This is a genomic window from Oceanisphaera psychrotolerans, from assembly GCF_001870485.1.
GTDB classification, from domain to species: Bacteria; Pseudomonadota; Gammaproteobacteria; order Enterobacterales; family Aeromonadaceae; genus Oceanimonas; species Oceanimonas psychrotolerans.
This window is the reverse complement of sequence record NZ_MDKE01000020.1, coordinates 37,970-50,528: the sequence shown is the minus strand read 5'-3', so window position 1 is coordinate 50,528 and position 12,559 is coordinate 37,970. Positions and strand designations below refer to the sequence as shown.

Sequence of the window (12,559 nt, the reverse complement as noted above, 5' to 3'; positions counted from 1 at the left end):
CTGCTGGACGAAGGTCGTGCCGGTGAGAACGTAGGTGTTCTGCTGCGTGGTACCAAGCGTGAAGACGTCGAGCGTGGTCAGGTTCTGGCCAAGCCGGGTTCCATCAAGCCGCACACCGGCTTCGAATCCGAAGTCTACGTGCTGTCCAAGGAAGAAGGCGGCCGTCACACTCCGTTCTTCAAAGGTTACCGTCCTCAGTTCTACTTCCGTACCACTGACGTGACCGGTACCATCGAACTGCCGGAAGGCGTTGAAATGGTTATGCCTGGCGACAACATCAAGATGGTCGTCAACCTGATTGCTCCCATCGCGATGGAAGAAGGTTTGCGTTTCGCCATCCGTGAAGGTGGCCGTACCGTTGGTGCCGGCGTAGTAGCCAAAATCACCGAGTAATTGCGCTTACAATCGCATCGGAAAGCCCCTATAATAGGGGCTTTCTTGTATTAGGGGCGTAGTTCCAATTGGTAGAACGGCGGTCTCCAAAACCGACGGTTGGGGGTTCGAATCCCTCCGCCCCTGCCACTTACCTCGCCAACAGCGGGGTTTTCGCGTCTGTGACAGACTCAAGTTTTTAGACAGGTAGCTTATGAGTGCAAACACTGAGAGCCAGGGCGGGGCCAAAGACACCCTGTTATGGGGGCTGGTTTTCATTATTTTGATTGCGGCCGTGGTCGCCAATTATCTCTATAGTGATCTGGCGGTGGTTATTCGTGCTGCCGGCGTGGTGGTGGCTGCGGGCGTAGCCGGGTTGCTGGCGTATCAGACCCAGAAAGGCAAGAGCAGTTTTGCCTTTGCCAAAGAATCCCGTCTGGAAATGCGCAAAGTTGTCTGGCCGAGTCGCCAGGAAGCTATCCAGACTACCCTGATCGTATTGGCCGTCACCGCTCTGGTTGGCCTCTTTCTGTTTTTGCTGGATGGCCTGCTGGTATGGTTGGTCAATCTGGTTACCGGAGTTTAAGGATTAGCCATGTCAGAACAAAGAATGCGTTGGTATGTAGTCCAGGCGTTTTCCGGGTATGAAGGCCGCGTTTCCAAGTCGCTGCGTGAACATATCAAGATGCACGGCATGGAAGATCAGTTTGGCGAAGTGCTGGTGCCCACCGAAGAAGTGGTGGAAATGCGCGCTGGCCAGAAGCGTAAAAGCGAGCGCAAATTCTTCCCCGGCTATGTGCTGGTGCAGATGCAGATGAACGACGCCACCTGGCACCTGGTGCGCAGCATTCCCCGGGTAATGGGTTTTATCGGCGGCACCCCCGAGCGTCCGGCACCGATTTCCGACAAGGAAGCCGATGCCATCCTCAATCGCCTGCAGGATGCGATCGACAAGCCGAAGCCGAAGACCCTGTTCGAACCGGGTGAAGTGGTCCGGGTATCCGACGGTCCTTTCGCCGACTTCAACGGCGTGGTGGAAGAAGTCGACTACGAGAAGAGCCGGGTCAAGGTATCGGTGCTCATCTTCGGTCGCTCTACACCGGTGGAGCTGGAATTCGGACAGGTAGAAAAATCCTGAACGAAATTCATCCATAAAACTTGCGAGGGGCGGCAAATAAAACTACAATTTGCCGCCCTTTTAACACCGGGGAGCCGATAAGGAGCCAGACTCCGAGGCGCTATTACCCAATCACGAGGTATTTGTAAATGGCTAAAAAAGTACAAGCCTACATCAAGCTGCAGGTTGCAGCCGGTGCAGCTAACCCGAGTCCGCCCGTTGGTCCTGCTCTGGGTCAGCACGGCGTTAACATCATGGAATTCTGTAAGGCCTTCAACGCCCGTACAGAAAGCCTGGAAAAAGGCTCGCCTACTCCGGTTATCATCACCGTATACAGCGACCGTTCCTTCACCTTCGAAACCAAGACTCCGCCTGCGGCGTTCTTGTTGCGCAAGGCTGCCGGCATCAAGTCCGGTTCTGGTAAACCGAATACCGACAAAGTTGGTACCGTTACCCGCGCTCAGTTGGAAGAAATCGCAACTGTTAAGCAGCCGGACATGACTGGCGCCGATCTGGACGCTCGTGTTCGTTGTATCGAAGGTACTGCCCGGTCCATGGGCCTGGTAGTGGAGGGCTAAGACGATGGCTAAACTGACTAAGCGTATGCGTACTATCCGTGAGCGTGTAAGCGCCACCAAAGAGTACCAAATCAACGAAGCCGTTGCCCTGCTGCAAGAGCTGGCCACTGCCAAATTCGTAGAAAGCATTGATGTTGCCGTTAACCTGGGCATCGATGCGCGTAAATCCGACCAGAACGTACGTGGCGCTACCGTACTGCCTCACGGCACCGGTCGTGACGTTCGCGTTGCCGTATTCGCCCAGGGCGCAAACGCCGAAGCCGCCAAGGCTGCCGGTGCCGAGCTGGTCGGTATGGACGACCTGGCCGATCTGGTCAAGAAAGGTGAAATGAACTTCGACGTGGTTATCGCTTCTCCCGATGCCATGCGCGTTGTTGGTCAGCTGGGTCAGATCCTGGGCCCGCGCGGCCTGATGCCGAACCCGAAAGTGGGTACCGTGACCCCGAACGTTGCCGAAGCCGTTAAAAACGCCAAGGCCGGTCAGGTGCGTTACCGCAACGACAAGAACGGTATCATCCATACCACCATCGGTAAGGTTGATTTCAACGCCGAAAACCTGAAAGGCAACCTGGAAGCCCTGCTGGTCGCGCTCAAGCGTGCCAAGCCTGCTTCCTCCAAAGGCCAGTACATCAAGAAGGTTACTCTGTCCACCACCATGGGTGCGGGCGTGACCATCGAACAGGCTAGCCTGGACGTTGCTTAATTAAGCATTTACAAGGCGCACGGATTCTCGTAGAATTTTGCGCCTTGTAATTTGGTTGGGGGCTTCGACTCCCGTCCAAGACCGCTGGAGACTTTATCGTCTTAATTTTCCAGCGTAGATGGTGCCGGGACCCAGTTAGAAAGCATTCCTTTCTTCTGGAATCTGCCACCTTGGTGCTCCCGATAACGGGGGCGTGTGTTTAATCTGGGTATATCCCAGGTGGATCCAGGAGTTTAGCCAATGGCATTAAGACTCGACGACAAAAAAGCAATTGTTGCTGAAGTCAACGAAGCTGCCAAGGGCGCCCTGTCTGCAGTAGTTGCCGATTCTCGCGGCGTTACTGTAGCTGCCATGACCACCCTGCGCAAGCAAGCCCGTGACAACGGTGTCTACCTCAAGGTAGTCCGTAACACATTGGCTCGCCTGGCAGTGGAAGAGACCAGCTATGAGTGCCTGAAAGAGGTATTCGTTGGTCCTACTTTGATCGCCTTCTCTAACGAGCATCCCGGTGCGGCCGCTCGTCTGTTCAAAGATTTTGCTAAAGAACAGAAAGAGTTTGAGGTTAAAGGTCTGGCATACGAGGGCGAGTTCATCCCCGCAGCCGATATTGACCGTCTCGCAAAACTGCCGACTTACGACGAAGCAATTGCGAAGCTGATGGCGACCATGAAAGAAGCCTCTGCTGGCAAGCTGGTTCGTACCATCGCTGCCCTGCGCGACAAGAAAGAAGCCGAAGCCGCCTAAGCTGTTTCTGGCTGCTTGATTACCGAAAACTTCAGAACATTAGGAATTTGAGTCATGTCTATCACTAAAGACCAAATCATCGAAGCCGTTGCAGAAATGTCTGTAATGCAAGTTGTTGAACTGATCGAAGCAATGGAAGAGAAGTTCGGCGTTTCTGCCGCTGCTGCTGTTGCCGTTGCTGGCGAAGCTGCTGTTGTAGAAGAGCAGACTGAATTCGACGTTATGCTGACTGCTGCTGGCGCCAACAAAGTTGCCGTTATCAAAGCCGTTCGTAGCGCTACCGGTCTGGGCCTGAAAGAAGCCAAGGGTCTGGTTGAAGCCGCTCCTTGTGCTGTTAAAGAGCAGCTGAGCAAAGGCGAAGCCGAAGCACTGAAGAAAGAACTCGAAGAAGCCGGTGCTTCTGTTGAGCTCAAATAAGCTATTCTATAGCTTAGCGGCCTGAGTAATCAGGCTAGGGCTGGTGAATCTTTATTCACCGGCCCTTTTGCGCTGTGGGATGAGAGGAATTTTCACATCGTTTGTGCCTCTTGTTGTACCAGCCACCGGGTGTTGTCGAGACGTCCGGTCTGACAAAAAACGATGTTTTTAGAGCTGTCCCATTTGGACAGAGTGGGTCACTTATCAGCGAGCTGAGGAACCCTATGGTTTACTCTTACACAGAGAAAAAGCGCATTCGTAAGGACTTCGGTAAGCGTGACCAGGTCTTGGACACGCCTTACCTGCTATCAATCCAGCTTGACTCCTTCAAACAGTTTATTGAAGCAGATCCGCAAGGCGAGTACGGTCTGGAAGCGGCTTTCCGCAGCGTTTTCCCCATCACCAGCTATTCTGGCACTGCCGAGTTGCAGTATGTCAGTTTCCGCCTGGGTGAGCCCGTGTTTGACGTTCAGGAATGTCAAATCCGTGGCGTGACCTACTCGGCGCCCCTGCGCGTCAAGTTGCGTATGGTCCTGTATGACAGAGAGGCTGCGGCCGGTACTGTCAAGGACATCAAAGAGCAAGAAGTCTACATGGGCGAAATCCCGCTCATGACTGAAAACGGTACCTTCGTGATCAACGGTACCGAGCGGGTAATTGTCTCCCAGCTGCACCGCAGCCCGGGTGTGTTTTTCGATCACGATCGCGGCAAGACCCACTCTTCCGGTAAGGTCTTGTACAACGCACGCGTGATCCCCTACCGTGGTTCCTGGCTCGATTTTGAGTTTGATGCGAAAGACAACCTGTTCGTTCGTATCGACCGTCGTCGCAAGCTGCCTGCGTCGATCATTTTGCGTGCGCTTGAGTTCACCACCGAAGACATCCTGGGTACTTTCTTCGAAACCACCCGTTTCGAAGTGATGGATGGCAAGTTGATGATGGAGCTCAAGCCTGAGCGCCTGCGTGGCGACACCGCCTCCTTCGACATTCTGGTGAATGGTGAAGTGCTGGTGGAAACCGGCCGCCGTATTACCGCTCGCCACATCCGTCAGCTCGAAAAAGCTGGCATTGAACAGATTGAAGTACCGGTGGAATATGCCGTCGGTAAAGTGGCTGCCAAGGATTACATCAACGCCGATACCGGTGAAGTGATCATTGCCGCCAACAGCGAGCTGAGCCTGGAAAACCTGGCCAACCTGTCTGTGTCCGGCATCAAGCAGTTCGAAACCCTGTTCACCAACGAACTGGATCACGGCGCCTACATGTCCGAGACCCTGCGTATCGATTCTTCCAACAGCCGCCTCGAGGCACTGGTGGAAATCTATCGCATGATGCGTCCGGGCGAGCCGCCGACCCGCGAAGCGGCCGAGACCCTGTTCGAGAACCTGTTCTTCTCCGAAGATCGTTACGATCTGTCCACCGTGGGCCGGATGAAGTTCAACCGTCGCCTGTTCCGTGAAGAATCAAACGGTGCCGGCACCCTGACCAAGTCCGATATCGTCGACGTGATGAAGCAGTTGATCGCCATCCGTAACGGTAACGACGAAGTGGACGATATCGACCACCTGGGTAACCGTCGTATCCGCTCCGTGGGCGAGATGGCCGAGAACCAGTTCCGCGTCGGTCTGGTCCGCGTCGAGCGGGCGGTCAAAGAGCGTCTGTCGCTGGGCGATCTGGACACCCTGATGCCGCAGGATCTCATTAACGCCAAGCCGATTTCGGCTGCCGTTAAGGAATTCTTCGGCTCCAGCCAGCTGTCCCAGTTCATGGATCAGAACAACCCGCTGTCGGAAGTGACCCACAAGCGCCGTATTTCGGCCCTGGGCCCGGGCGGTCTGACCCGTGAGCGTGCCGGCTTCGAAGTTCGAGACGTACACCCGACCCACTACGGTCGCCTGTGTCCTATCGAAACGCCTGAAGGTCCGAACATCGGTCTGATCAACTCACTGGCATGCTATTCGCGTACCAATGAATACGGTTTCCTCGAGACCCCGTATCGTAAAGTGGTCGACAGCCAGATCACCGACGAAGTGGATTACCTGTCCGCCATCGAGGAAGGTCACTTCGTGATCGCCCAGGCCAACGCGGCCATCGATGAGAACGGCCGTCTGCTGGATGAACTGGTACCGTCCCGTCACAAGGGCGAAGCCACCTACATGAATGCCGATCAGGTCCAGTACATGGACGTGAGCCCGCAGCAAATCGTGTCGGTCGCCGCCTCGTTGATCCCCTTCCTCGAGCACGATGATGCCAACCGAGCCCTGATGGGTTCGAACATGCAACGTCAGGCTGTACCGACCCTGCGCGCCGACAAGCCGCTGGTGGGTACCGGTATCGAGCGCGCGGTAGCGGTAGACTCCGGTGTGACCGTGGTCTCCAAGCGTGGCGGTATCGTCGACTATGTCGATGCTTCCCGTATCGTGGTCAAGGTCAATGAAGAAGAGATGCTGCCGGGCGAAGCCGGTATCGACATCTATAACCTGACCAAATACACCCGTTCCAACCAGAACACCTGTATCAACCAGCGTCCTTGCGTGATGCCGGGCGAGCGGGTACTGGGCGGTGATGTACTGGCCGATGGCCCGTCCACCGATCTGGGCGAACTGGCGCTGGGTCAGAACCTGCGCGTCGCCTTCATGCCCTGGAACGGTTACAACTTCGAAGACTCCATCCTGCTGAACGAGCGGCTGGTACAGGAAGATCGCCTGACCACCATTCACATTCAGGAACTGACTTGTATATCCCGTGACACCAAGCTGGGTCCGGAAGAGATCACTGCCGACATCCCCAACGTGGGTGAAGCGGCGCTGAGCAAGCTGGATGAGTCCGGTATCGTCTATGTGGGTGCAGAAATGCAGCCCGGCGACATCCTGGTCGGCAAGGTAACCCCGAAAGGTGAAAGCCAGCTGACCCCCGAGGAGAAGCTGCTGCGAGCCATCTTCGGTGAGAAGGCGTCCGATGTTAAGGACTCTTCCCTGCGGGTGCCGAACTCGGTATACGGTACCGTGATCGACGTGCAGGTCTTTACCCGCGATGGTGTGGAAAAAGACAAGCGTGCTCAGGACATCGAGCACATGCAGCTCAAGCAGGCCAAGAAAGACCTGACCGAGGAATTCAACATCCTCGAAGACGGCATCTACGCCCGGGCTCGTTCCGTGCTGATCGCCTCCGGCGAGAGTGCCGAGCGGGTCGAGAAAATTGCCCGTAACAAGTTGCTGGAACAGGCGATTGATGACGAAGCCAAGCAAATCGAGCTGGAACAGCTCGCCGAGCAGCATGCCGAGCTGAAAGCGGACTTCGATAAGAAGTTCGAAAACAAGCGTCGCAAAATCACCCAGGGCGATGATCTCGCACCGGGCGTACTGAAAATCGTCAAGGTTTACCTGGCGGTCAAGCGTCGCATTCAGCCGGGTGACAAGATGGCCGGTCGTCACGGTAACAAGGGTGTTATCTCTACCATAGTACCGGTGGAAGACATGCCGCACGACGAACACGGCACCCCGGTTGATATCGTGCTCAACCCGCTGGGCGTACCATCGCGGATGAACATCGGTCAGATCCTCGAAACGCACCTCGCCTGGCGGCCAAGGGTATCGGTGAGAAGATCGACCGCATGATCAAGGAACAGCAGGAGCTGGCTCGTCTGCGTGAATTCATTCAGGAAGTCTACAATCTGGGTGACAACGTGCAGCAGAAAGTGGATCTGTCCACTTTCAGCGACGAAGAAGTCCGGGTGCTGGCCAACAACCTGCGCAAGGGTATGCCGATTGCCACGCCGGCCTTTGACGGTGCTCGCGAACACGAGATCAAACGCCTGCTGAAGCTGGCTGATCTGCCGGAATCCGGTCAGATCACCCTGTTCGACGGTCGTACCGGTAACACCTTCGAGCGTCCGGTCACCGTGGGCTATATGTACATGCTGAAGTTGAACCACCTGGTGGACGACAAGATGCATGCCCGTTCTACCGGCTCCTACAGTCTGGTTACCCAGCAGCCACTGGGCGGTAAAGCCCAGTTCGGTGGTCAGCGTTTCGGTGAGATGGAAGTGTGGGCACTGGAAGCATACGGTGCCGCCTATACTCTGCAGGAAATGCTGACCGTCAAGTCGGACGATGTAAACGGCCGGACCAAGATGTACAAGAACATCGTGGACGGCGATCACCGCATGGAGCCGGGCATGCCCGAGTCCTTCAACGTATTGTTGAAGGAAATCCGCTCCCTCGGTATCAACATCGAGCTGGACGAAAGTTAAGGCGACAGACTGCCTCGGAAATAACGGCGCCCCCTTTCTTTTGGGAACTGGGGCGCCCAGGTAGAACTCCTCACAGGAGACTAACGTGAAAGACTTGCTTAAGTTTTTGAAAGCGCAGAGTAAGACTGAAGAGTTTGACGGTATCAAAATCGGTCTGGCTTCGCCCGACATGATCCGCTCTTGGTCCTATGGCGAAGTCAAGAAGCCTGAGACCATCAATTACCGTACCTTCAAGCCGGAGCGTGACGGCCTTTTCTGTGCCCGGATTTTCGGTCCGGTCAAGGACTATGAGTGTCTGTGTGGTAAGTACAAGCGCCTCAAGCATCGCGGTGTTATCTGCGAAAAGTGCGGCGTTGAAGTTACCCAGACCAAGGTGCGCCGCGAGCGCATGGGTCACATCGAGCTGGCCAGCCCGGTTGCCCATATCTGGTTTTTGAAGTCCCTGCCCAGCCGTATCGGTCTGCTGATGGACATGACCCTGCGCGATATCGAGCGGGTGTTGTACTTCGAATCCTTCGTGGTGATCGAGCCGGGTATGACTAACCTGGAGCGGGGCCAGATGCTGTCTGAAGAACAGTACCTGGACGCGCTGGAAGAATGGGGTGATGAATTCGACGCCAAGATGGGTGCCGAGGCCGTACTGGCCTTGCTGCGCGACATCGATCTGGAAAGCGAAATCAACACCATGCGCGAAGAGCTGGGTCAGACCAACTCCGAAACCAAGCGCAAGAAAATTACCAAACGCTTCAAGCTGATGGAAGCCTTCCATTTCTCCGGCAACAAGCCCGAGTGGATGGTCATGACAGTGCTGCCCGTGTTGCCGCCGGACCTGCGTCCGCTGGTACCGCTGGACGGCGGTCGTTTCGCGACCTCGGATCTGAACGATCTGTATCGTCGTGTCATCAACCGTAACAACCGTCTGAAGCGCCTGCTGGACCTGGCTGCACCCGATATCATCGTGCGCAACGAAAAGCGGATGCTGCAGGAATCGGTGGATGCCCTGCTGGACAACGGTCGTCGTGGCCGTGCCATCACCGGCTCCAACAAGCGCCCGCTGAAGTCCCTGGCCGACATGATCAAGGGTAAACAGGGTCGTTTCCGTCAGAACCTGCTGGGTAAGCGCGTCGACTACTCCGGTCGTTCCGTTATTACCGTGGGTCCGACCCTGCGTCTGCATCAGTGCGGTCTGCCCAAGAAGATGGCGCTGGAGCTGTTCAAGCCCTTCATCTACGGCAAGCTGGAAGCCCGCGGCCTGGCCACCACCATCAAGGCGGCCAAGAAGATGGTCGAGCGCGAGGAAGCCGTGGTCTGGGATATCCTGGACGACGTCATCCGCGAACACCCGGTACTGCTGAACCGGGCGCCGACCTTGCACCGTCTGGGTATCCAGGCGTTCGAACCCGTGCTGATCGAAGGTAAGGCGATTCAGCTGCACCCCCTGGTGTGTGCGGCCTATAACGCCGACTTCGATGGTGACCAGATGGCGGTCCACGTACCGCTGACCATCGAAGCCCAGCTCGAAGCCCGTGCCCTGATGATGTCCACCAACAACATCCTGTCACCGGCCAACGGCGAACCTATCATCGTTCCTTCTCAGGACGTGGTACTGGGTCTGTATTACATGACCCGCGACAAGATCAACGCCAAGGGCGAAGGCATGCTGCTTACCAGCGCGAAAGAGGCCGAAAAGGTCTATCGTGCCGGCCACGCCGAGCTGCACGCCCGGGTCAAGGTACGGATCACCGACTTCGAGAAAATGGAAGACGGTGAAGTGGTCAAGCGTACTGCCATTCGCGACACCACCATCGGTCGTGCCATCCTGTCTCTGGTCGTGCCCAAGGGTCTGCCCTTCGAAATGATCGATCAGGCCATGGGCAAGAAGCAGATCTCCAAGCTGCTGAACGGCTGTTACCGTCGTCTGGGTCTGAAAGATTCCGTTATCTTCGCCGACCAGCTGATGTATACCGGTTTCCATTACGCCACCCTGTCCGGCGTATCTGTCGGTATCAACGACATGGTGATCCCGGATGCCAAGAAAGACATCATCGACGAAGCCGAAGCGGAAGTAACCGAGATTCAGGAGCAGTTCCAGTCTGGTCTGGTTACCGCCGGCGAGCGTTACAACAAGGTTATCGATATCTGGGCCAGCGCTAACGAGCGGGTGTCCAAGGCGATGATGGAAAACCTGTCGAAAGACGTGGTGATCAACCGTGACGGCAAGGAAGAGCTGCAGGACTCGTTCAACAGCATCTTCATGATGGCCGACTCCGGCGCCCGGGGTAGTGCCGCCCAGATCCGTCAGTTGGCGGGTATGCGTGGTCTGATGGCCAAGCCGGATGGCTCCATCATCGAAACGCCCATCATCGCGAACTTCCGCGAAGGTCTGAACGTACTGCAGTACTTCATCTCGACTCACGGTGCTCGTAAGGGTCTGGCGGATACCGCACTGAAGACCGCGAACTCCGGTTACCTGACTCGTCGTCTGGTGGATGTGGCTCAGGATCTGGTGATCACCACCGATGACTGTGGCACCCGCGAAGGTCTGTGGATGACCCCGCTGATCGAAGGCGGTGACGTGGTTGAGCCCCTGCGTGAGCGGGTGCTGGGCCGAGTGGTTGCGGAAGACGTGATCAAGCCGGGTACCGAAGACGAAATCATGGTTGCCCGTAACACCCTGCTCGACGAGAAGTGGTGTGACGAGCTGGAAGAGAATTCCGTCGACCGGGTCAAGGTACGCTCCGTTATCACCTGTGATAACGACCACGGCGTCTGTGCCCACTGTTACGGTCGTGACCTGGCGCGTGGCCACCTGGTGAACCAGGGTGAGGCGGTCGGTGTTATCGCCGCCCAGTCCATCGGTGAACCCGGTACCCAGCTGACCATGCGGACCTTCCACATCGGTGGTGCGGCGTCGCGGGCGGCGGCAGAAAACAGTATCCAGGTGAAGAACGCCGGTACCGTCAAGCTGCAGAACGCCAAGTTCGTTACCAATGCCGACGGCAAGACCGTTATCGTGTCGCGCTCTTCCGAACTGACCATCATCGACGAGATGGGTCAGACCCGGGAAAACCACAAGCTGCCTTACGGTGCGCTGCTGGATAAAGCCGACGGTGAAACCGTGCAGGTTGGTCAGGTTGTTGCAACCTGGGATCCGCACACTCACCCGATCGTTACCGAAGTGGCCGGTCGCATCAAGTTCATCGACATGATCGATGGAGTGACCATCAGCCGTCAGACCGATGAACTGACCGGTCTGTCCAGCATCGTGGTGATGGACGTCAACGAACGTCCCAGCGCCGGTAAAGAGCTGCGTCCGACCGTGAAACTGGTCGACGATGCCGGCAAGGATGTGTTCATCCCCGGTACCGACCTGTCCGCGCTGTACTTCCTGCCTGGCCGTGCCATCGTCAGCCTGGAAGATGGTGCCATGGTGAACGTGGGTGACGCGGTTGCGCGTATCCCGCAGGAGTCCAGCGGTACCAAGGATATTACCGGTGGTCTGCCGCGGGTTGCCGACCTGTTCGAAGCGCGTCAGCCGAAAGAGCCGGCCATTCTGGCCGAGGTATCCGGTACCATTTCCTTCGGTAAAGAGACCAAAGGCAAGCGCCGTCTGGTCATTACTCCGCTGGAAGGTGGCGATGCCTACGAAGAGATGATTCCGAAGTGGCGTCACCTCAACGTGTTCGAAGGTGAAAAGGTCGAAAAAGGCGAAGTCCTGGCCGATGGTCCGGAATCTCCGCACGATATCCTGCGTCTGCGCGGTATCAGCCCGGTGGCGAACTACATCGTCAACGAGGTGCAGGAGGTTTACCGTCTGCAGGGCGTTAAGATCAACGACAAGCACATCGAGACCATCGTTCGTCAGATGCTGCGTCGTGCCGAGATCCTGAATGCCGGTGACTCCGATTTCATCACCAGTGAACAGGCCGAAGTGGTTCGTATCCGTCAGGCCAACCGTGCGCTGGAAGCCGAGGGCAAGCAGCCTATCAGCTTCCGTCACGTACTGATGGGTATCACCAAGGCGTCTCTGAGCACCGAATCGTTCATCTCGGCGGCGTCCTTCCAGGAAACCACCCGAGTGCTGACCGAAGCAGCCGTTTCCGGCAAGGTAGACGATTTGCGCGGTCTGAAAGAGAACGTGATAGTGGGCCGTCTGGTACCTGCCGGTACCGGTTTCGCCTACCATCAGGGCCGTCACGCCAACCGCAATCCGGAGCAGCCGGTTCAGATTTCGGCAGATGAAGCCGAACAGAACCTGGCCAACCTGCTGAACGCGGCTGGCGGCAACGAAGAATAAGTTATCTCGACTCGCTGATAAGACAAGGGCTCCCGCAAGGGGCCCTTTTTTATTTGGCGAGAAGTGAGCCGTGAAGGGG

8 protein-coding genes, 1 tRNA gene and 1 pseudogene are annotated in these 12,559 nt (G+C 56.5%); all 10 read left to right on the top strand.

Annotation, left to right across the window (positions count from 1 at the left end; translation table 11 throughout):
- Nucleotides 1-393, top strand: a 393-nt coding sequence (locus tag BFR47_RS08450) for an EF-Tu C-terminal domain-related protein (protein WP_483869862.1), incomplete at its 5' end; no start/stop codon positions are given.
- 52 nt (nt 394-445) lie between these two features.
- Nucleotides 446-522, top strand: a tRNA-Trp gene (locus BFR47_RS08445).
- A 64-nt stretch (nt 523-586) separates the two neighbouring features.
- A complete protein-coding gene (gene secE / locus BFR47_RS08440) occupies nt 587-958 on the top strand; it encodes a preprotein translocase subunit SecE (RefSeq protein ID WP_071472648.1) in 372 nt (123 codons plus the stop codon).
- A 9-nt stretch (nt 959-967) separates the two neighbouring features.
- The gene (gene nusG / locus BFR47_RS08435) at nt 968-1,510 is read left to right on the top strand and encodes a transcription termination/antitermination protein NusG (RefSeq protein ID WP_071472647.1); all 543 of its coding nucleotides are present in this window, start codon (nt 968-970) and stop codon (nt 1,508-1,510) included.
- 128 nt (nt 1,511-1,638) lie between these two features.
- Nucleotides 1,639-2,067 (top strand): 50S ribosomal protein L11, encoded by a 429-nt coding sequence (gene rplK, locus BFR47_RS08430; protein WP_071472646.1) that lies wholly within the window; start codon nt 1,639-1,641, stop codon nt 2,065-2,067.
- A gap of 4 nt (nt 2,068-2,071) precedes the next feature.
- Complete coding sequence (rplA, locus tag BFR47_RS08425; protein WP_071472645.1) at nt 2,072-2,770, top strand: 50S ribosomal protein L1; 699 nt, start codon at nt 2,072-2,074, stop codon at nt 2,768-2,770.
- 240 nt (nt 2,771-3,010) lie between these two features.
- Nucleotides 3,011-3,514 carry a 50S ribosomal protein L10 gene (rplJ, locus tag BFR47_RS08420; RefSeq protein WP_071472644.1) on the top strand — a complete coding sequence of 168 codons (504 nt, stop codon included), beginning with the start codon at nt 3,011-3,013 and terminating at the stop codon, nt 3,512-3,514.
- Nucleotides 3,515-3,568: 54 nt separating this feature from the next.
- Complete coding sequence (rplL, locus tag BFR47_RS08415; protein ID WP_071472643.1) at nt 3,569-3,931, top strand: 50S ribosomal protein L7/L12; 363 nt, start codon at nt 3,569-3,571, stop codon at nt 3,929-3,931.
- A gap of 224 nt (nt 3,932-4,155) precedes the next feature.
- Nucleotides 4,156-8,183, top strand: a pseudogene (gene rpoB, locus BFR47_RS08410) (DNA-directed RNA polymerase subunit beta).
- 85 nt (nt 8,184-8,268) lie between these two features.
- Nucleotides 8,269-12,480 carry a DNA-directed RNA polymerase subunit beta' gene (rpoC, locus tag BFR47_RS08405; RefSeq protein ID WP_071472642.1) on the top strand — a complete coding sequence of 1,404 codons (4,212 nt, stop codon included), beginning with the start codon at nt 8,269-8,271 and terminating at the stop codon, nt 12,478-12,480.
- Nucleotides 12,481-12,559 lie beyond the last annotated feature (79 nt).

Coding starts and splice junctions, on each gene's coding strand:
- rplL (WP_071472643.1), top strand. CDS start 3,569: ATGTCTATCACTAAAGACCAAATCATCGAAGCCGTTGCAGAAATGTCT.
- secE (WP_071472648.1), top strand. CDS start 587: ATGAGTGCAAACACTGAGAGCCAGGGCGGGGCCAAAGACACCCTGTTA.
- nusG (WP_071472647.1), top strand. CDS start 968: ATGTCAGAACAAAGAATGCGTTGGTATGTAGTCCAGGCGTTTTCCGGG.
- rplA (WP_071472645.1), top strand. CDS start 2,072: ATGGCTAAACTGACTAAGCGTATGCGTACTATCCGTGAGCGTGTAAGC.
- rplJ (WP_071472644.1), top strand. CDS start 3,011: ATGGCATTAAGACTCGACGACAAAAAAGCAATTGTTGCTGAAGTCAAC.
- rplK (WP_071472646.1), top strand. CDS start 1,639: ATGGCTAAAAAAGTACAAGCCTACATCAAGCTGCAGGTTGCAGCCGGT.